The sequence below is a fragment of the Tessaracoccus aquimaris genome, from assembly GCF_001997345.1.
GTDB classification, from domain to species: domain Bacteria; phylum Actinomycetota; class Actinomycetes; order Propionibacteriales; family Propionibacteriaceae; genus Arachnia; species Arachnia aquimaris.
Genome location: NZ_CP019606.1, coordinates 3,151,346 through 3,170,181, shown reverse-complemented (window position 1 = coordinate 3,170,181; position 18,836 = coordinate 3,151,346). Strand labels below are relative to the sequence as shown.

22 protein-coding genes and 1 pseudogene are annotated in these 18,836 nt (G+C 67.1%); 11 read left to right on the top strand and 12 right to left on the bottom strand.

What is annotated here, in order from left to right; genetic code table 11:
• Entirely contained in the window at positions 1–1,365 is a 1,365-nt protein-coding gene (gene dnaA, locus BW730_RS14500) for a chromosomal replication initiator protein DnaA (RefSeq protein WP_193432389.1), read from the bottom strand.
• Between the two features lie 350 nt (positions 1,366–1,715).
• Between dnaA and rpmH the strand changes: the two genes are divergently transcribed.
• The 6 genes from rpmH to rsmG are packed head-to-tail and all read left to right on the top strand — an operon-like array spanning position 1,716 to position 4,747.
• Positions 1,716–1,853, top strand: a complete 138-nt coding sequence (rpmH, locus tag BW730_RS14495) for a 50S ribosomal protein L34 (protein WP_077686880.1) — start codon at positions 1,716–1,718, stop codon at positions 1,851–1,853.
• Positions 1,854–1,867: 14 nt separating this feature from the next.
• A complete protein-coding gene (rnpA, locus tag BW730_RS14490) occupies positions 1,868–2,218 on the top strand; it encodes a ribonuclease P protein component (RefSeq protein WP_077686879.1) in 351 nt (116 codons plus the stop codon).
• Positions 2,212–2,505 (top strand): membrane protein insertion efficiency factor YidD, encoded by a 294-nt coding sequence (yidD, locus tag BW730_RS14485; RefSeq protein ID WP_193432346.1) that lies wholly within the window; start codon positions 2,212–2,214, stop codon positions 2,503–2,505. Before rnpA ends, yidD begins: the two co-directional genes overlap by 7 nt.
• Positions 2,506–3,612 (top strand): membrane protein insertase YidC, encoded by a 1,107-nt coding sequence (yidC, locus tag BW730_RS14480; RefSeq protein WP_418082020.1) that lies wholly within the window; start codon positions 2,506–2,508, stop codon positions 3,610–3,612.
• Positions 3,613–3,653: 41 nt separating this feature from the next.
• Entirely contained in the window at positions 3,654–4,124 is a 471-nt protein-coding gene (locus tag BW730_RS14475) for a Jag family protein (RefSeq protein WP_077686878.1), read from the top strand.
• An 11-nt stretch (positions 4,125–4,135) separates the two neighbouring features.
• Positions 4,136–4,747, top strand: a complete 612-nt coding sequence (rsmG, locus tag BW730_RS14470; RefSeq protein ID WP_145953001.1) for a 16S rRNA (guanine(527)-N(7))-methyltransferase RsmG — start codon at positions 4,136–4,138, stop codon at positions 4,745–4,747.
• A gap of 20 nt (positions 4,748–4,767) precedes the next feature.
• Here rsmG and BW730_RS19500 read toward each other — a convergent pair whose 3' ends face one another.
• A complete protein-coding gene (locus tag BW730_RS19500; RefSeq protein WP_226997254.1) occupies positions 4,768–5,052 on the bottom strand; it encodes a hypothetical protein in 285 nt (94 codons plus the stop codon).
• Positions 4,965–5,336 (bottom strand): winged helix-turn-helix transcriptional regulator, encoded by a 372-nt coding sequence (locus BW730_RS20400; protein ID WP_226996838.1) that lies wholly within the window; start codon positions 5,334–5,336, stop codon positions 4,965–4,967. The genes BW730_RS19500 and BW730_RS20400 overlap by 88 nt, the downstream gene beginning before the upstream one ends.
• Before the next feature lie 155 nt (positions 5,337–5,491).
• Here BW730_RS20400 and BW730_RS14460 point away from each other — a divergent pair, with 155 nt between their 5' ends.
• The 4 genes from BW730_RS14460 to BW730_RS14445 all read left to right on the top strand — a co-directional run bounded on the left by BW730_RS14460 (position 5,492) and on the right by BW730_RS14445 (position 9,216).
• Positions 5,492–6,034 carry a dihydrofolate reductase family protein gene (locus BW730_RS14460; RefSeq protein ID WP_077686876.1) on the top strand — a complete coding sequence of 181 codons (543 nt, stop codon included), beginning with the start codon at positions 5,492–5,494 and terminating at the stop codon, positions 6,032–6,034.
• A gap of 882 nt (positions 6,035–6,916) precedes the next feature.
• Entirely contained in the window at positions 6,917–7,888 is a 972-nt protein-coding gene (locus tag BW730_RS14455) for a ParA family protein (RefSeq protein ID WP_077686875.1), read from the top strand.
• Positions 7,889–7,890: 2 nt separating this feature from the next.
• The gene (locus tag BW730_RS14450) at positions 7,891–8,778 is read left to right on the top strand and encodes a ParB/RepB/Spo0J family partition protein (protein WP_077686874.1); all 888 of its coding nucleotides are present in this window, start codon (positions 7,891–7,893) and stop codon (positions 8,776–8,778) included.
• Positions 8,779–8,838: 60 nt separating this feature from the next.
• Positions 8,839–9,216 (top strand): DUF3817 domain-containing protein, encoded by a 378-nt coding sequence (locus BW730_RS14445; protein WP_226996837.1) that lies wholly within the window; start codon positions 8,839–8,841, stop codon positions 9,214–9,216.
• A 4-nt stretch (positions 9,217–9,220) separates the two neighbouring features.
• Here the strand turns inward: BW730_RS14445 and BW730_RS14440 are convergent, their stop codons facing one another.
• The 9 genes and pseudogenes from BW730_RS14440 to BW730_RS14400 form a co-directional block, all read right to left on the bottom strand.
• Complete coding sequence (locus BW730_RS14440) at positions 9,221–9,907, bottom strand: SURF1 family protein (protein ID WP_145952896.1); 687 nt, start codon at positions 9,905–9,907, stop codon at positions 9,221–9,223.
• A 1-nt stretch (position 9,908) separates the two neighbouring features.
• Positions 9,909–10,838 (bottom strand): D-alanine--D-alanine ligase family protein, encoded by a 930-nt coding sequence (locus BW730_RS14435; protein ID WP_077686872.1) that lies wholly within the window; start codon positions 10,836–10,838, stop codon positions 9,909–9,911.
• 25 nt (positions 10,839–10,863) lie between these two features.
• Positions 10,864–12,174 (bottom strand): aminotransferase-like domain-containing protein, encoded by a 1,311-nt coding sequence (locus BW730_RS14430; RefSeq protein ID WP_077686871.1) that lies wholly within the window; start codon positions 12,172–12,174, stop codon positions 10,864–10,866.
• A gap of 16 nt (positions 12,175–12,190) precedes the next feature.
• The gene (locus tag BW730_RS14425; protein ID WP_077686870.1) at positions 12,191–12,814 is read right to left on the bottom strand and encodes a hypothetical protein; all 624 of its coding nucleotides are present in this window, start codon (positions 12,812–12,814) and stop codon (positions 12,191–12,193) included.
• Positions 12,814–13,082, bottom strand: a pseudogene (trxA, locus tag BW730_RS14420) (thioredoxin). The gene BW730_RS14425 and the pseudogene trxA overlap by 1 nt, the downstream one beginning before the upstream one ends.
• 93 nt (positions 13,083–13,175) lie before the next feature.
• Positions 13,176–14,120 (bottom strand): thioredoxin-disulfide reductase, encoded by a 945-nt coding sequence (gene trxB / locus BW730_RS14415; RefSeq protein ID WP_077686869.1) that lies wholly within the window; start codon positions 14,118–14,120, stop codon positions 13,176–13,178.
• A 76-nt stretch (positions 14,121–14,196) separates the two neighbouring features.
• Positions 14,197–15,141, bottom strand: a complete 945-nt coding sequence (locus BW730_RS14410; RefSeq protein ID WP_158522683.1) for an enoyl-CoA hydratase/isomerase family protein — start codon at positions 15,139–15,141, stop codon at positions 14,197–14,199.
• Positions 15,142–15,228: 87 nt separating this feature from the next.
• Positions 15,229–16,203: a sugar-binding transcriptional regulator gene (locus BW730_RS14405; protein WP_077686867.1), complete on the bottom strand. Its 975-nt coding sequence runs from the start codon at positions 16,201–16,203 to the stop codon at positions 15,229–15,231.
• Positions 16,204–16,277: 74 nt separating this feature from the next.
• Positions 16,278–16,913 carry a cysteine hydrolase family protein gene (locus BW730_RS14400; RefSeq protein WP_077686866.1) on the bottom strand — a complete coding sequence of 212 codons (636 nt, stop codon included), beginning with the start codon at positions 16,911–16,913 and terminating at the stop codon, positions 16,278–16,280.
• Between the two features lie 185 nt (positions 16,914–17,098).
• On the opposite strand from BW730_RS14400, the gene BW730_RS14395 reads away from it, so the two are divergent.
• Entirely contained in the window at positions 17,099–18,829 is a 1,731-nt protein-coding gene (locus BW730_RS14395) for a glycerol-3-phosphate dehydrogenase/oxidase (protein WP_077686865.1), read from the top strand.
• The last annotated feature ends 7 nt before the right edge of the window (positions 18,830–18,836 follow it).

Sequence of the window (18,836 nt, the reverse complement as noted above, 5' to 3'; positions counted from 1 at the left end):
TCAGGACTGCTTGATCTGGTTGGTGAGCTCGGTGACCTGGTTGTAGAGAGCCCTGTCCTCACCGATCTTGTCCGTGATCTTGCGCACGGCGTGCAGCACCGTCGAATGGTCGCGCCCGCCGAACTTCGCGCCGATCTTCGGAAGCGACAGGTCGGTCATCTCGCGGCACAGGTACATCGCGATCTGGCGGGCCTGCGCAATCATCTGCACGCGGCTGCTGCCCGTGAGGTCGTCCATGGTGATGCCGAAGTACTGCGCGGACGCGTCCATGATCGCCTGCGCGTCGACCGGGGCGGCGTCGTCGGGCATCAGGTCGTTGAGGACATCCTCGGCCAGCGTGACCGTCATCTCCTGCTGGTTGAGGCTGGCGAGAGCGGCCACCCGGGTCAGCGCGCCCTCCAGTTCGCGGATGTTGGTGGGGATGCGCGAGGCGATCAGTTCCAACACCTGCGTGCCCGCCGTCAGGCGCTGCGACGCGACCTTCTTGCGGAGAATCGCGATGCGGGTCTCGAGGTCGGGAGGCTGAATGTCGGTCATCAGGCCCCACTCGAAGCGCGACCTGAGCCGCGGCTCGAGCGCCTCGAGCAGCTTCGGGGGACGGTCGGAGGTCATCACGATCTGCTTCTGCGCGTTGTGCAGCGTGTTGAACGTGTGGAAGAACTCCTCCTGCGTCTGGATCTTCGACTCCAGGAACTGGATGTCGTCGACAAGCAGGACGTCGACGTCACGGTAGGAACTGCGGAACTCCGCCGTCCGGTTCGACGAGATCGCGTTGATGAAGTCGTTGGTGAGTTCCTCGGTCGAGACGTACTTGACGCGCAACTGCTCGTAGTAGTTGCTGACGTAGTGGCCGATCGCGTGCAGCAGGTGCGTCTTGCCAAGGCCGGAGGGGCCGTAGATCATCAGCGGGTTGTACGACTTGCCCGGGGTTTCGGCGACGGCGGCCGCCGCGGCGTGCGCGAAGCGGTTCGAGGATCCCGCGACGAAGGACTCGAAGGTGTAGCGCGGGTTCAGCCGCACCTCCTGCGCCTTGGAACGCGGCAGCATCGGCTGCGGAGGCAGATCCGCGGGCGGCGCAGGCTCGGGGACGGGCTCCTCGAGCACCAACTCGGGGTTGATCATCACCGCCAGATGCGTGGGTTGTCCACATACCTCGCTGAGCCTGTCCTCGATCTGTGCACGCAGCCGTGTCTCGACCCGCTCGCGGGTCGTCTCGTCGGCGACGGCCAGCATCAGGGTGCTTCCGTGCATGTCCATGGGACGGGTTCGCCGTAGCCAGGCGCGGGATGAGAGGTCGGCATTGTCGACGACCTCGTCCCAAAGACCCGCCAGGTCCGGCGTAGGCGATTCGCTCACCGCACCCACTTCCCGGCGGTGCGCTTCCTGCCCGCCTCGTCGCTCGTCCACAAGGTTTTCCACAAGAGGGTATAACTCTTTCTGGAATGCTGCTCGCGAGGTGGACCTTGTGGATAACCAGCCGAGCAGAACAACGAAACTAGTGCTCTTCTGGGGCCTACGCAAGGCGAAAAGGACAACACGCCGGAGTGTCGACTGGACTACATCAGTGTTATTTGCTTAGTTGTCCGGCTGTACGCTTGCGGGTTTGGATAACCGGGCCCTGTCCACGTATCGTTGGACAGTCGCCAACTTTCGGCGCCACTTCCCCCTGCCCATCCGGGCAGTAGCCAACTTTTCGATGTAGAGGGAGTAATCCCATGAGTAAGCGCACGTTCCAGCCGAGCAATCGTCGTCGGAGCCGTACCCACGGTTTCCGCGCCCGCATGCGTACCCGCGCCGGCCGCTCCATCCTGAGCGCCCGTCGTCGCAAGGGACGCGTCGAGCTCTCCGCGTAAGGACCAGGGCGTCCGTGCTGCCGGGTCCGCGTCGCCTCAAGCGACCGAGTGATTTCGGTACCACCGTGCGGCGTGGCTCACGAGCAGCGACGCCGACCGTGGTTGTGCACGTTGGGCGCTCCAACCTCCAAGATCCACCCGAGTTCACCCGGGTGGGTTTTGTTGTCTCCAAGAAGGTGGGAAATGCGGTGACCCGCAACCGCGTCAAGCGGCGGCTGCGTCACCTCGCGTCCGACCTCGCCTCGCCGTTCGTGACGGACGTCGTCGTGCGGGCCCTCCCTGCTGCCGCCTCAGAGCCGCAGCGCCTCGGGGACGACCTGCGCGACGCCTGGAGCCGCGCGTTCACGAAGGCGGCGTCATGCTGAAGTACCCGCTGATCTGGTTCGTGAAGGGATGGCGCAGGTTCATCTCGCCGATGTACGGCGACGTGTGCAAGTTCCACCCGACCTGCTCCGAGTACGGGCTGACCGCCCTGGAGACCCACGGCGCCGTCAAGGGCGTCGCACTGATCGTCAAGCGCTTGTCCCGCTGCCACCCGTGGTCCATGGGTGGCGTGGACTACGTGCCTGGGACAGCGGCAGCCGCCGCCTGGGCGAAACAGAATTCTGATGTAACCCGGGACGCCACGTCCCAGCCGAATGAGGTGTCGTAAGTGATCGAACTGTTCGTCTCGCTGAACCTGTGGGACAGCTTCATGGGTGTGCTGTCCGCGATGATGCAGCCGCTCTACTGGGCGGTCTCCGGCCTGCTCGTCTTCTTCCATTGGGTCTTCTCGCCGGTGCTCGGCGCGGACACCGGGTGGACTTGGGCGCTGTCCATCATCATGCTCACTGTCACGATCCGCACGCTGCTGATCCCACTGTTCGTCAAGCAGATCAACTCGGCGCGCAACATGCAGATCCTGCAGCCAAAGATCGCCGACCTGCAGAAGAAGTACGGCGCTGACCGCGAGAAGCTCGGGCAAGAGACGATGAAGCTCTACCAGTCCGAGGGCGTCAACCCGATGGCGTCGTGCCTCCCGATGCTGATCCAGATGCCGATCTTCATCGCGCTGTTCCGTGTGCTTCAGGGAGTCTCGCAGGGACCCGTCCGCGGTCAGTGGCTCAAGGACGCGCCCGAGTTGGTCTCCTCGCTGCAGAACGCCGAGATCTTCGGTGCCCGGCTGGCCGGCCACATCTTTGGCGACGGCGGCTTCGGTGCCACCCAGATCCTCGGCATCGTGCTCGTGATCGCGATGGTCGGCGTCTTCTTCGTCACCCAGCTCCAGTTGATGCGCAAGAACATGCCGCCGGAGTCGCAGACCGGCCAGGCCGCGCAGATGCAGAAGATGATGCTCTACTTCTTCCCGGTCATCTACGCCGTGTCTGCCGTCGTCATCCCCATCGGCGTCCTGGTCTACTGGCTGACCTCGAACATCTGGACCATGGCGCAGCAGGGCATCCTGATCCGCAACAACCCCGCGCCGAACACCCCTGCCTACATCGACTGGGAAGAGCGGATGCTCGCCAAGGGTCGCGACCCTGAGGCCATCGTGCTTGCCCGCGCGGAGAAGCGTCGCAAGACCAAGAAGACCCCCGCTACGAGCCGTCTCAACCCCACCACGACCACGACGTCGGAGGGCGAGGAGACCACGGAGGCGCCGAAGGTCGTGCGTCAGCAGGTGACCAGGCAGACCGTGCGCACCACGGAGGATGGCCGCCGCGTCGTCACGCGTCAACAGCCGCGTGCCCAGTCGCGGTCCACCCGCAAGAAGAACTAGCTAAGCCACGCCCCGCGTGAGGGCACGAGGAGAGGAACTCCATGTCTAATCACGAGACCGAGGCGACGATGCTCGCCGAGGGCGACCTGGTCGCCGACTACCTCGAGGAACTGCTCGACATCGCAGACCTCGACGGCGACATCGAGAACTCGGTGCAGGACGGCCGCGCCTACATCGCCATCGACACCGACTCGGAGAAGCTGGTCGGCAAGGACGGCGAGGTGCTCGACGCGCTGCAGGAGCTGTGCAGGCTTGTCGTCATGACCGAGACCGGGCACCGCTCGCGGCTGATGGTCGACGTCGCCGGCTACCGCGCCCGTCGTCGCGCCGAGCTGGTCGTGATGGCCAAGGACGCGATCGCCGCCGTCCAGGAGACGGGCGAGCCCGTCCGGATGACCCCGCTCAACGCCTACGAGCGCAAGATCGTCCACGACGAGGTCGCAGCCGCGGACCTGGTCTCGGAGTCGGAGGGCGAGCCCCCGCACCGTCGCGTGGTCGTCCGCACGAAGTGAGCTCACCGGAGCTGGACGCTCGCCAGATCCTCACCGGGGCCTTTCCCGAGGGGGCTGGCGAGCTCGTGCGTTACGCGGAGATCCTCGGTACCCGCGGGATCGAGTGGGGCCTGATGGGCCCCCGCGAGGGTGACAAGATCTGGCAGCGCCACATCGCCAACTCCCTCTCGCTCGTCGACGCGATCGGCCAGGGCGTCGACGTCGCTGATGTGGGCAGCGGCGCAGGGCTTCCGGGGCTTCCGATCGCGATCGTTCGGCCTGACCTTCGCGTCACCCTCATTGAGCCCCTGCTGCGTCGCTCGACCTTCCTGACGGAGGCGGTCGACGAACTGGGGCTCGGCGACCGCGTCACGGTGCTGCGCTCCCGCGCGGAGGACTGCAGGGAGCGCTTCGATGTCGTCGTGTGCCGCGCGGTCGCGCCGTTGGAGAAGCTGCTCGGCTGGACCACTCGGCTGTTCCTGCCCTCGGGTGCCCTCGTGGCTCTCAAGGGGGAGTCGGCCGAGGAGGAGATCCGCTCGGCCGGGAAGCGCCTGACCGCGGACAAGTTGAGCGCCGAGGTGCTGGAACTCCGGGCGGCTCCTGGCGTCGACCCGACCCGCGCGATCCGCGTCACCGCGCGCTGAGCCCGGCTGCCTGGCGGCGGCTAGGCGACGAGAGTGAAGGCCGCCGCGAACAGGTCGAGCCCGGTGGGGTCCCCCTCGACGGCGACGATGCCCTGAGCCCGCGCCTCCTCCTGCGTCAGTTCTCCCGCGATGAGGCGCTTGATGTCGGGCGTCACGCGGAGCACGGTCGGTGGATCTGCAAGGGGTCCCGGAGCGAGGTGGAGCCCCTCGCCGTCGATCAGGATGCCGAGCACGATGTCGGCCAGGTGCAGTTCGATGACGCCTTCCATGGCGCCCGGCGTGGTGTAGGTGGTGCGTAGCGCCATCGCCAGCGACTCGGCCGTGACGCTCTCCCCGGCCTTGGCTCTCCCATCCGTTCTGCGCCCCAGCGTCCGAGCGCGACGAGTGTTGGCTCTAGTGCCCTCCCGTCGTCGGTGAGGGTGTAGGCCGTGCCGCGTCGGGGGCTCGTGACTGGCACGCGTTGGATGATGCCTGCGTTCTCCAGGTCCTTGAGGCGGGTGGCCAGCACGCTGGTGGGGATCGGGGCGAGGGAGTGCTCCAGTTCGCCGAAGCGGTGCGGTCCGCTGAACAGATCCCGGACGATCAGCAACCCCCACCTCTCCCCAGCACCTCGAGTGCACGGGAGAGGCCGCAATACTGTCCGTAGCCCCGAATCGCCATGGCCTCAGTCTAGCTCGAAAACTTTCCTTGACAAAGGAGACTTTGAAAGTCAAAGTAGAGCTACACAACCGAGAGGACAACGTCATGCGAAAGATCACCGCCCACCTGTTCAGCTCCGTCGACGGAGTGGTGGAATCCCCCAACCTGTTCCAGTTCGACTCGTTCGGCGAACGCGAGGGCGAACTGATGACCGAGGCCATGGACGGGGCCTCCGCAGCGATCATGGGCCGCGTCATCTACTCACAGTGGGCCGACTACTGGCCGCAGAACAACGAGGACTTCGGCCTGGTCATCAACCCCATGAAGAAGTACGTCGCCTCCTCGACGCTGTCGGGCGAGCTCGCCTGGGAGAATTCAACGCTGATCGACGGGGACCTGATCGACTTCGTCACCGAGTTGAAGGCCGGCGACGGCGGCGACGTCATCGTCTGCGGCATCTCGGTGATCGCCCAACTGCTGGCCGCGGATCTGCTCGATGAACTGATCCTGACGGTGCATCCCGTGTTCATGGGCGAGGGACGCAGCCTGTACGACTCCCTGGAGGCCCCGCTGCGCCTCGAGTTGGTCCGATCGGAGGCGACGCCGGTCGGCAATGCCTTCCTCACTTATCGGAAGCGCTCCGACTGAGTCGAGGGTCGGGCGCCGGCTGGATGCGGCAACGTCACGGGCGGGTCCCGGTCAATCGACCGGGACCCCGCTGTGTGTCGGTCGTGGCGTGCGATGTGGAGGTGATCGCGCGGATGGGCGCCATTGCCAATAGGAGGTGTCGCTTTGTCGGGGGGGGGTGATTGAGTGTTGCTGCCAATGCGCCCAGCAGTCGGGTGCGCCTGGACTCACCTCGCGCGGTCGGTGCCTCCTGCCGGTTCTCAGTCCGTGCTCATCCCGCCTGCAGCCTCCGTGTTCGCCCGTTCCACGTGAAACAGGCCCTAGATCGAGATAGTGATAAGTCGATATACCTATGTATCCGCAGGTTGCCTCGCGGATGTGTGATGGCTAGTGCGGCACTCCCCCAGTCGGCCAGCCTAGACCGTGGAGATGCTGCGCGACCTGTCCCCCACAAGGCCCCTGGTGTTGGCCGCCCGTCTGGCGAGATGCTCGGTACGCGCGACCCGGTCCTCGTGCTTGGGAGACCTCGGCTCTGGGACCAATAGGCGCCCGCCGGGGTGCTGGATCTGGACGCGAGGCGCCTGACTGGGCAGCCTCCTCGGGCTTTGGGCATTGGGCCCGCAGACGCCCGGTAAGGAGGTCCTGGGGATCCCTGTCCAGAGCCGGGCCGCGGTTCCCGGGTTTCGGTCGCTCAGTAGTGCGACGGACCGCGACCAACTCCGGCGCGTCCTGCGGACGTTGCTCGGGCTACCTCAGGCTTACGCAGGGTTCTCGAGCCACGAGAGGCGGCGATGTCGGGGAGAAGCGGGCGTTTCACGTGAAACGGAGGCCGGGGTTGAGGGTCCGGATCGTGTTCCTTGCGGTGCTTCGGTAGAGTTCTGGTGTACCAACGAGGAGGGCCACATGGCGTTGTTCTTTCGGAAGCGGAAGCCCCGTCTAGAGGACGAGGAACCCTGGAAGGACCACAGCAACGTTTCACGTGAAACGAGTGGGAAACCCCGTAGGGCACTTGACGGCCACACCGTCGAAGACGAGTACGGTGACGAACTCGTCGACCCGGCGTCCTTCGAGCACGCACAACTCCCCCGGCCCAAGTCCCCGCGGATCATCGTCGTGGCCAACCAGAAGGGCGGCGTCGGGAAGACGACCACCACGGTCAACATCGCGACCGCGTTGGCCCTCGGAGGCCTGAACGTTCTTGTGGTCGACAACGACCCGCAGGGCAATGCCTCCACAGCGCTGGGCATCGACCATGCTCCCGGGACCAAGGGCACCTACGAGGTGCTGATGGATCGGGTCGGCATCATCGAGCACGCCCAACCCTCGCCACACAGCCTCAACCTCCACGTGCTTCCCGCGGCGATCGACCTGTCGGCCGCAGAACTGGAACTCGTCAACGAGCGCGGCCGAGAGCACCGGATGCGCGACGCGATCCGTCAATACATCGACGAGTCCGGCGTTGACTACGTGTTCTTCGACTGCCCTCCCTCTCTCGGACTGCTCACACTGAACGCACTGGTGGCTGCCACGGAGATCCTGGTACCGATCCAGACCGAGTACTACGCGCTCGAGGGCGTCACCCAGTTGATGCGCACGATCGAACGCGTGAAGGGGAACCTCAACGACGACCTCGTGCTCAGCACCATCCTGCTGACGATGTACGACTCGCGCACCAACCTGTCCCGCGAGGTCGCCGACGAGGTCCGCAAGCACTTCGTCGCCCAGACCCTCGACACCGAGATCCCACGCTCGGTGAAGATCGCGGAGGCACCCAGTTATGGGCTTCCCGTCATCACATACCAACCCAAGTCGGTCGGCGCCCAGGCCTATCAGGCGGCCGCCGAGGAGATCGCCCGCCGAGGAGCAGAAGGATAGCCATGGCAACGAAGCAGAGTGGCCTCGGACGGGGTCTTGGAGACCTGTTCGCCCGCACCGATGAGGATCAGAGCACGCCACTGCAGGACGGTTCTACGTTCGCCGAACTGCCGCTAGAGCAGATCGTGCCGAACCCCCAGCAGCCCCGAACCATCTTCGACGAGGACGATCTGGCCGAGTTGGCCGCCTCCATCGGTGAGTTCGGCGTCCTGCAACCGGTCGTGGTGCGGAAGGCGGGCCGCAACTCGTACGAACTGATCATGGGGGAGCGACGCCTGCGCGCGAGCAAGTTGGCTGGCCGAGCGACGATTCCTGCAATCGTCCGTGGGACCGAGGACACCGCGCTGCTACGCGACGCGCTGCTCGAGAACCTGCACCGCGCCGACCTCAACGCCATCGAGGAGGCGCAGGCGTATGACCAACTGCTGCGCGACTTCGGCTGCACCAAGGAGGACCTGGCGAACAAGATCCACCGGTCGCGCCCTCAGGTATCGAACACCCTGCGCCTCCTGAACCTCCCTGAGCGGGTCCAGATGAAGGTTGCTGCCGGGGTCCTGAGCGCCGGCCACGCGCGAGCACTGCTCGGTTTGCCGGACGCTGAGTCGCAGGAGCGCCTCGCGGAACGGATCATCGCCGAGGGAATTTCGGTCAGGTCCACCGAGGAGATCGTGGCCCTCGGGAGGGGTCGCACCGAGCCGCGATCGAGCGTCAGCAGGGGGCCGCGGCTGCCGAACGAGCGGGAGCGGGACCTCTCCACGCATCTCAGCGATCACTTCGACACCCGCGTCAAGGTCAACATCGGCCGGAACAAGGGCAAGATCACGATCGAGTTCGCATCCGGGGACGACCTGGAGCGGATCATGGCCATCCTTGACGGCACAACGATCTAGTCATAAAGCCCCATACGGACAAACAGATAAATCGACATGTCAACTTAGAGAGAAGTCACTGTGTCTGAGAAGACCGTGGAACAGGTCATCATCGATCCCGAGGACATCCAGGGCGTCAAGGGAGCCCTCACCCGCTACCGCGTCATGGCGTGGGTGGTCGGCTGCCTGCTGGTCGTCCTGATGCTCGTCGGCCTGCCCCTGAAGTACATCTGGAACGATGGGCGCGTAGTCACCTGGACCGGTGTGCCGCACGGTTGGCTGTACGCCGTGCTGCTGATCACCGCCTACGACCTTGGCCGCCGCGTGAAGTGGTCCCTGAAGTGGTTCCTGGCGATCATGCTGGCGGGCACCGTACCGTTCCTGTCCTTCGTCGCCGAGCACTACGCGACCAGGAACGTCCGGGCGACCCTGGCTCGCTCGGAGGAGGCCGCCGCCTGAGGTCTCAGGAGACCTTCTGCGCCTCCCTGGCGAAGCCACGGGCGGCGTAGACGCCGAACGCGATGGCACCGGCCGCGAACACCCACCACTGCAGAGCGTAACCGCGATGGGTGGGGGAGCCCTCGGCCTCCGGTAGTTCGAGGGACGCCTTGGTCAGTCCCTGAGCCGCGGAGGCATCCTCCGGGAGCGTGATGTACCCGGCGATCAGCGGTGCGGGCCAGTCCTGTGCCAGTTCCTGGATCCGCAGGGTCGGGTGCTCGGCATCCGTCTGTCCGCCGGTGTAGGGCTTGTCCGGCGCGAGGAAGACGCCCTCGATGGACTGCTCACCCTCCGGCGCCAGCGGCACCTCGGACCCGGGCGACACCGCGCCGCGCACCACGGTGACGTTCCGGCCGTCGTCCATCCGGAAGACCGTGGCGACGCGGAGCGGGTCGCCGGTGCCGATCAGCGCCTGGTTCTGGGGCAGGTACTTTCCGGACGCCGTGACCCGGTGCCCGTAGATGTCGGTGATGACACCGTCGGCAGCGACGTTGTCCGCAAGCGCCACCGCGGGCTCCGCGGCCCGCTCCGCAGATACGTCGCGCGTCGACTCCTCGTAGGAACTCATCTGCCAGAGCCCGAGCATCACCATCACGACGGCGACCACCAGCCCCGCCGTCACGGCGAGGGCCTGCTTGGTGACGACGGTCATCTCAGCGCCCGGCGACGGCGACGAGCGCCGCGACGACCTCACCGACGCCGCGGCCTGCGGCCTCCATAGCGAGCGGGGCGAGCGAGGTCTCGGTCATGCCCGGAGCGACGTTGCCCTCGAAGAACACGGGGACCCCGTCGACGACGATCATGTCGATCCGGGAGATGTGGCGCAGCCCGAGGGCCACATGGGCAGCGACCGCGAGTCGGCTGGCGGCGTCGAGCACGTCGTCTGGCAGTTCGGCGGGGGTCAGGAAGCGGGTGGTGCCCGCGGTGTAGCGGGACTCGTAGTCGTAGACGCCGGACTCCGGCAGAATCTCGACGGCGGGCAGCGCGACCGGACCGTCGCCCTCGTCGATCACCGTGACGGCGATCTCGAGGCCCTCAAGGTAGGACTCGATGACCGCGACCGGGCCATAGGCATAGGCGGCCACCAGCGCGCTCGGAAGTTCGGCGGCAGAGTTCACCTTCGTGACGCCGAGGGCGGAGCCGCCGCGCGAGGGCTTGACCATCAGCGGGTAGCCGAGTTGTGCGCCGATGCTGTCCATCAGGGCAGGTGCGCCGAGTTCGCGGAAGATGTCGTGCGGCAGCGCGACCTGCCGAGGAGTCGCAAGGCCGGCCGCGCGCACCACCGACGTGGCGACCGACTTGTCGAAGGTCAGGCGCGAGGCGGCGCCGTCGGCACCAACGAAGGGGACCCCGAGGACGCCGAGCACTTCGCGGAACGCGCCGTCCTCTCCGAGGCCGCCGTGCAGCAGCGGGACGACAACGGGGTCGGTGGTGTCGCGCAGCAGCTGTACGAGGTCGGCGTTCACGTCGGCCTCGACGACGTCGCAGCCCACCTCGCGGAGGGCCTGGGCGACCCTGCGTCCGGACCTGAGCGAGACGTCGCGCTCGTGGCTGAGGCCTCCGGCGATCACGATGACGGTCATGTGGCGTGCACTCTCCTCGGTGGGGTCAGCTCAGGTCGGGGCCGGGGCCTGGTGCGCGCCGCGACTTCGTGGGGGACACGCGGACGCCGAACGTGCTCATCACCTCGAGCTCGTTGCGGATCACGCCCGCGAAGCGCTGCACACCGAGCTGGATGCGGTCCGATGTGGGGAAACAGTACGACAGCCGCACGTTGCGCGCGCCACCGCCGTCGGCGTAGAAGGCGGGGCCAGGCACGAACGCGACGCGCGCGTCGACGCCACGTGGCAGCATCGCCTGCGAGTCGACGCCCTCAGGCAGCGTGACCCAGACGAAGAAGCCGCCCGCCGGGTGCGTCCAGGTCGAACCCTCCGGCATGTACTCCTCGAGCGCGGCGAGCATGGTGTCGCGGCGCTCGCGGTACATGTCCTTGAAGACGCGGATCTGGCCCTTCCAGTCCTGCGTCGACAGGTAGTTGGAGATCGCGAACTGGCTGAACACTGGAGGGCACAGCGTCGCCGACTCCTGCGCGAGCACCAACTTCTCTCGCACCGCGTGCGGAGCGAGCACCCAGCCGACCCGGAAGCCGGGCGCGAACGTCTTGGAGAAGGAGCCGAGGTAGATGACGTTGTCGTCGAAGGAGCGCATCGCTGGGATGGGGTCCGCGTCGAGGGAGAGCAGGCCGTAGGGGTTGTCCTCGACGACGAGGATGCCCTCCGACTCGCAGACCTGCAGCACCTCGCGGCGACGCTCGAGCGGTTGCGTGACGCCGGAGGGGTTGTTGTAGTTGGGGATCGTGTAGAGGAACTTGATCCGCTTGCCCTCTGCTCTGAGCCGCGCGGCGGTCTCCCGGAGCGCGGCCGGGTCGATCCCGTCCGCGTCGGAGGCGATGTGGACGACCTCGGTCTGGTAGCTGAGGAAGGTCCCGAGGGCGCCGACGTACGACGGCGACTCGGCGAGCACCACGTCGCCCGGGTCGCAGAAGATGCGGGTGACGAGGTCGAGGCCCTGCTGGGAGCCTGCGGTGATGACGATGTCGTCAGGGTGCGCGGTGATCCCCTCCAGGGACATCACCTCGACGATCTGCTCACGGATGGGCAACTCGCCCTGGCCGGAGCCGTACTGCATCACCTGGGTGCCGTTGGTTGCGACCATCTCGGCCATCGACGCGGCGATGCTGTCGAGGGGAAGGTCCTTGATGTTGGGCATCCCGCCGGCCAGCGACACGATCTCGGGGCGGTTGGCGACGGCGAACAGTGCGCGGACCGCGGAGACCCGCATGCCGTTGGTGCGCTCTGCGTAGCTGTCGACAAACCGGTCGAGTCGGGTGTCGTGTCGTTCCTGGTCGGTCACGTCCATACCTTAGTTGGTGGGCTCAGCCCGCGACGGCCTGCTCAAAGTCACCGAGCAGCCCGCGGATCTCCTCCTCGTCCTGCGAGGAGAGCGCAACGACCATGAGGCCGGTGTTCTTGACGATGCCGCCGCAGCCGAGCGTCTCCTGCGCCGAGAAGTCGGTCGACGTGCCGCACAGGGTCGTGACCGGCTCCGGGGAGGTCGTCATGCTGGGGCCGACCGTCGCGACCGGCGCGGAGGTCGAGACGAAGCCGGCATCGGTCATGAACGTCGACACGTCGTCCTGCGGCCAGTGCATCAGCAGGACGATCGAGGCCGTCCCGTCGGTGTAGTCGGCGCGGGTGAGGCGGCCGTCCTCGGCCTTCTTCAGCTCACCGCGCACGTAGTTGCCGAGCTGCACGGGGGGTTCCATGGTGAGCTGCGGGGTCGGGGAGACGCTCGGTTGCGGCGTCGGCCCCGAAAATCCGCCGCCGAGCCCGATGCCAGCGATGACGGCGCCGATGATCAGCAGCGCCAGCAGGCCGAGGCCGCCGTAGACGACCCGTCGGGGGAGCGGAGGGTGCGGCCCGGCGCCCGAGGCTTCCACGGCCTTCCAATCGGAGTCCGTGTCCTGCGGGGTCGCCTCGTCGTCGGGCCGCTCGGTCATCAGCGAAGCTCGTCGATGGCCTTCTTCAGGGCGTTCTTCGTCTTGCCCCCGAGAGGGACTTCGCGACGCGGCCACCCTGGAAGAACTGCAGCGTCGGCAGCGACAAGATGCCCTGCTCCGCAGCCAGGTTCGGGTTGGAGTTGGTGTCCACCTTCACGAACTTCACGTCGCCGTATTCGGAGGACAGTTCGTCGATGATGGGCGAGAGCTGCTTGCACGGCGAGCACCAGTCGGCCCAGTAGTCCACGACCACGAGGCCATCTGCCATCAGCACCTCGTCTGCGAACGACGACTCGGTCACGTCTGTCACTGCCACTGTTGTCTCCTTGTTTGCTGAAGAGTTGATTCTAGTCTTCGGACGTCAGTCCGCGATGTCCTGCAGGTAGCGCTCCGCGTCGAGGGCGGCGGAGCAGCCGGTTCCCGCGGCGGTGACGGCCTGCCGGTAGGTGTGGTCGACGAGGTCGCCGCATGCGAAGACGCCGGCCTGGTTGGTGGCCGTGCTGCGGCCGTTGACGAGGACGTAGCCCTCATCGTCCAAGTCGATCTGGCCCTTGACCAGCTCGGAGCGCGGGTCGTGGCCGATGGCGATGAACACCCCGTTGACCTCGACGTCGCGCAGCGTGCCGTCGACGGTGTCACGCAGGGTGATCGACTGCACCGAGTTCTCGCCGTTGATGGACTCGACGGCGGAGTTCCAGGCGAACTCGATCTTGGGGTCCTTCATGGCGCGGTCGGCCATGATCTTGGAGGCGCGGAGCTCGTCGCGGCGGTGCACGACGACGACCTTGGTGCCGAAGCGCGACAGGAACGTCGCCTCCTCCATGGCGGAGTCGCCGCCGCCGATCACCGCGATGGGCTTGTCGCGGAAGAACGCGCCGTCGCAGGTCGCGCACCACGACACGCCCCGGCCCGAGAGGCGGTCCTCATCGGCAAGGCCGAGCCTGCGGTAGCCGGAGCCCATCGCCAGGATCACGGACTTGGCGCGGTACTCCACGTCGTCGGAGTCGCGCACCGTCTTGATGTCGCCGTCGAGCTGGACGGCGGTCACGTCGTCGGAGACAAGGATCGCGCCGAAGCGCTCGGCCTGGGCCCGCATGTTCGTCATCAGGTCGGGACCGTCGATGCCCTCGGGGAAGCCGGGGTAGTTCTCGACCTCCGTGGTGTTCATCAGCGCGCCGCCGGACTCGAGCGCACCCTCGAAGACGAGGGGCTTCAGGCTCGCGCGGGCGGCGTAGATGGCGGCCGTGTATCCGGCGGGGCCAGATCCGATGATGATGACGTCGTGGATCTGATCGGCTGCGGACATGTGGCGGCTCCTAAGGGTCAAGGGTGAGCGGTACCCGATTCTAGGCGCTGGGTACGGGCCGCCCAACCGGGAGGGCTCAGCGCTGCCAGTTGGATCGGTAGGAGAAGACCTTGTCGACCTCGTCGACGGGCACGTCCTCGAGGGTGGCGTAGCGCCACTTCGGGTCGTTGTCCTTGTCGACGAGCAGCGCGCGGACGCCCTCGACGAAGTCGCCCATCGGGATCACGGACTCGGCGAGCCGCAGGTCCTGGTTGAGGACCTCGCTGAGCTCCATCTTCTGCGCGTTGATCAGCGCGCGCAGCGTGACGAACACGGCGAACGGGGAGCGGGCGCGCAGGTCGCGACCCGCCTGGCGGGCCGCCTCCTCTGGGTGCGACTCGAGGGCCTGTGCGATCTCGACGGGGTCGTCGGAGGCGTAGCACTCCTCGATCCAGGCGCTCGGGTCCTCGAAGAGGGGAGCGGGCAGCGGACCGTCGGCCGACTCGTCGGCGAGGTTCAGCAGCAGCGCGTCGCCGCCGGTGAAGGTGGCAGACGTGAGCGCGATGTGGCGTCCGATCGCGCCAGCGCGGGAGAGTTGGTACATCACGCCGACGTCGGGGAAGAAGCCGATCTTGGTCTCGGGCATCGCCATCACCGTGTCGGCGTAGACGATGCGCCGGTCGGCGTGACCGCCGAGGCCGACGCCGCCGCCCATCGTGATGCCACGCATGTGCGAGCTGACGGGCTTGGGGTAGTTGGCCACCATCATGTCGAGCGCGTACTCGGTCTCGAGGAAGTGCAGCCAGGGGCCGCCCGCCTCGACGACGGACGCGAGGGCCCGCACGTCGGCGCCTGCGCAGAAGCCGCGCTCGCCGTTGGCGGTGATCTCGACGGCCGTGACGTTGTCGTCCTTGATCCAGGCCGTGAGGGCCTCGTACATGGCGTTCATCATGGAGTCGTCAAGGGCGTTGATCGCCTGGGGCCGATTCAAGGTGATGCGGGCGATGCCGTCGGTCACATCGGTCAGGAGCGTTTCGGACATGGGCGTCAGCCTACGGCAGCCACGCCGAAACAGCATTGCGACTGGTCACTACACATAAACGCCGTGTCGTGACTCCCCCGGCGAGGGTCAATTCAGTCGGATTCCGGGCTTCATCCTGGTCAGAACTGTGCGCGCGGTCTCCTGGTCGATCACCAGATCCGTCGCGACCCCGGCGCGCAGCGCGCCCAGGATCGGGGCCGTCTTGGAGAGGCCCGTGACGACGCAGATCCGGCGGGGCACCCGCTGCAGTTCCTTGGGCGTCATGCCGGTGGCGCGGCCGTTGAGCGGGATGTCGCGGTAGGAGCCGTCCTCGCGCAGCATCACGGTGCACACATCGCCGACCACGCCCAGGTCGCGCAGATCGCGCAGGTCGGACTCGCTCAGATAGTTCGACGCGTAGACGTGGGACTGCAGTTCGGAGTTGAGGCCGCCGACGCCGAACAGCGCGATCCGGCAGTTGGCCCGCACGCTGAGGATGTGCTGGGTGCTCTGCTCCCGCCACATCGCGTCACGGGTGGCCGGCTCGTCAAAGAAGGCGGGCAGCGCCAGCAACTGCTCCTGGCCGTTGAAGGCCTCAGCGAAGCGGTGCAGGATGCTCCCGACGTAGGGCAGCCCGGTCGTCTGGTGGTTGGCGCCGCCGTTGAAGCCTATCACGGTCACGCCGTGCAGGTCGCGGGGACGCAGGTGGGCCGCGATCGCCGAGGTCGTGGTGCCCCAGGCGACGCCGAGGATGTCGCCGTCGCGCACGGTGGCGGCGAGCAGGTCGGCGGCGGTGCGGGAGACCTGGTCGAGGCGGAAAACGCTGCTTGCGCCGGGTCGCACCTGGACGATGTGGGCCTGGACGTTGAAGTACTTCTGGAAGAGGTCGGCCATCCGGCCGAGCGGTCGCTCGGGGTCGACGATGGTGACGCGCACCAGGCCGCGGTCGCGGGCCTCCTTGAGCAGTCGGGACACCGTCGAGCGGGAAACGTTGAGTTGGTGGGCGATCGCGTCCATCGTCTCGCCCTGCACGTAGTACATGCGCGCGACCGTCAGCAATGACTCGCTGCTCTTGTCTGCCATGGTCCTCCCCTCTGACCGGCCATCATAGGGGGGAGGGCCCGGCCGAGCCGGGCCCCTCGCGTTTGTGGGAATACCTAGTAGCCACGCGACGAATCGGCCAACTCCTTCTCGGCCGTGAGCGCCTCGACGAACGCCTCGGTCGTCATCGGCTTGGAGAACATGGGGTAGTCGTAGGCGATCGCGTTGGCGTGTTCCTCGGGCGACGTGGCGCCCACGGCGTCGGTCAGCGTGATGACCTCGAAGCCCTTCTCGTAGGCGCTCCGCATGGTGGATTCGACGCAGCAGTTGGTCAGGAATCCGGCGAGCACGACGGTGTCGATGCCCTTGGAGCGCAGCACGAAGTCGAGGTTGGTCGAGCCGAACGCGTCGAGGCCGCGCTTGCCCTCGATGGTGATGTCGCCGTCCTTCGGGGTCAGGTCCTCGCAGATCTCGGCCCCCCACTCGCCGCGCACGAACGAGGTGGAGTCGACGACGCCCGCGAGGATGCCGTAGGGGTTCCTGGTGATCTCGCCGTAGCCGGGCGCGAACGAGATCGGGACGTGCAGGACGGCGCCGCCGGCCTCACGCATGGCGTCGGCGGCCTGGACGGCGTGCGGAACGGTTCCCGTCTCGTCCATCACCTGCTTGACGGCGTCGTGCAGCGTGCCTCCGGGCGTGGTGAAATCGTTCTGGAACTCGATCAGGACAAGGGCGGTTGATTCGGGCTTCATGGTGCTCCTTTGCACTGGTGGACCGATGCCAACTCTAGGCGCGGGGCACCGCACTTGGGAGCGGGATCGCGACGTTGCCGTGCACCCCCATACGACCCGCCCAACTGACCCCTGCACGAACGTGCAGACGGGTTGCGCAGAACGTGCAGAGGGGGGAATGTTGGCGTACGAGCAAAGGAGCATTCATGACGACGACCGTCCTGACACCGCAACAGCGCACAGACTCGCTGCGGGCCATGACAGAGGAAACCTTCGATGTGCTGGTGATCGGAGGTGGCGTCACGGGTGCGGGCATCGCACTCGACGCGGCCTCGCGTGGGCTGAGCACGGCGATCATCGAGGCCCAGGACTGGGCTTCCGGCACGTCGTCGCGATCCTCGCGCCTTGTCCATGGCGGACTGCGCTACCTCTACAACCTCGACTTCAAGCTGGTGGCTGAGGCGCTCAAGGAGCGCGGCCGCCTCCTGACCGTGATCGCACCCCACCTGGTGGAGGCGCAGCCGTTCCTGTGGCCGCTGAAGACCCCCGTCATCGAGCGCGCCTACTCGGCCGTCGGCGTCGGCATGTACGACGCGCTCGCCGTGATCGGTGCGGGCGGCAAGAAGACCGTCCCGATCCAGCACCACCTCTCCAAGAAGGGCGCGCTGCGCCGCTTCCCCGAGATCAAGCCCTCCGCGCTCTGCGGCGCCATCGAGTTCTACGACGCCCGCGTCGACGATGCCCGCCTCGTCATCACCCTGGTGCGCACCGCGCTCAAGTACGGCGCCCAGGCCGCCAGCCGCGTGAAGGTCACCGGCATCCTCAAGGACGCCCGCGGACACGCGAGCGGCGTCGAGGCCGAGGACCTCGAGACCGGCGAGAAGCTCACCATCAAGGCCAAGCGGATCATCAACGCCACCGGCGTGTGGACCGAGCAGACCCAGGACATGGCGGGCGGCAGCGGCGGCCTCAAGGTGCTGGCGTCCAAGGGCATCCACATCGTCATCCCGCGCGAGCGCCTCAAGGCCCAGACCGGTCTGTTCCTGCGCACCGAGAAGTCCGTGCTCTTCATCATCCCGTGGCAGCACTACTGGGTGATCGGCACCACCGACACCGCGTGGCACGAGCAGCTGGAGCACCCCGTCCCGACGTCGGCCGACATCGACTACGTGCTCGCGCACGCCAACGAGGTGCTCGACACCCCGCTGACCCGCGACGACATCATCGGCACCTACGCGGGTCTCCGTCCGCTGCTCCAGCCGAAGGTGCTCGACGAGTCGAAGTCGACGAAGGTCTCCCGCGAGCACACCGTCACCGAGGTCATCCCCGGCATGGTCGCCATCGCGGGCGGCAAGCTCACCACCTACCGCGTGATGGCCGAGGACGCCGTCGACTTCGCGCTGGGTGCCGCAGAGGCCAAGGCCCGCCCGTCGGTCACGTTCGACCTGCCGCTGCTCGGCGCCGACGGCTTCGAGGCCTCGGTCAACCAGGCCGAGCGCTGGGGCAAGAAGTACGGCTTCGACGCCGACCGGATGCACCACCTCGTGCGCCGCTACGGCTCCGAGCTTCCCGAACTGCTCGCCGCGATCGACGAGGACCCGACGCTCGCGCGTCCGCTCGCGACCGCCCCGCAATTCATCCGCGCCGAGGTCCACCGCGCGTGCACCGTCGAGGGCGCCCTCCACCTGGAGGACATCTTCATCGCCCGCGTGCGCCTCAACTCCGAGGCCCCCGACCGGGGCGGCTCCGAGGTCGACGAGATCGCCGACATCGCGGCGGCCGCGCTCGGCTGGGACAAGGAGACCACCGACAAGGAGAAGGCCAACTACCGCGAGCGGATCGCCGCGGAACTGGCGGCCCAGCAGGAGGCCAACGACGCCGCCGCATCCGCGGTGCGCATGGAGGCCCCCGACATCGTGGCAGGCGAGGTCCACTGACCCCACC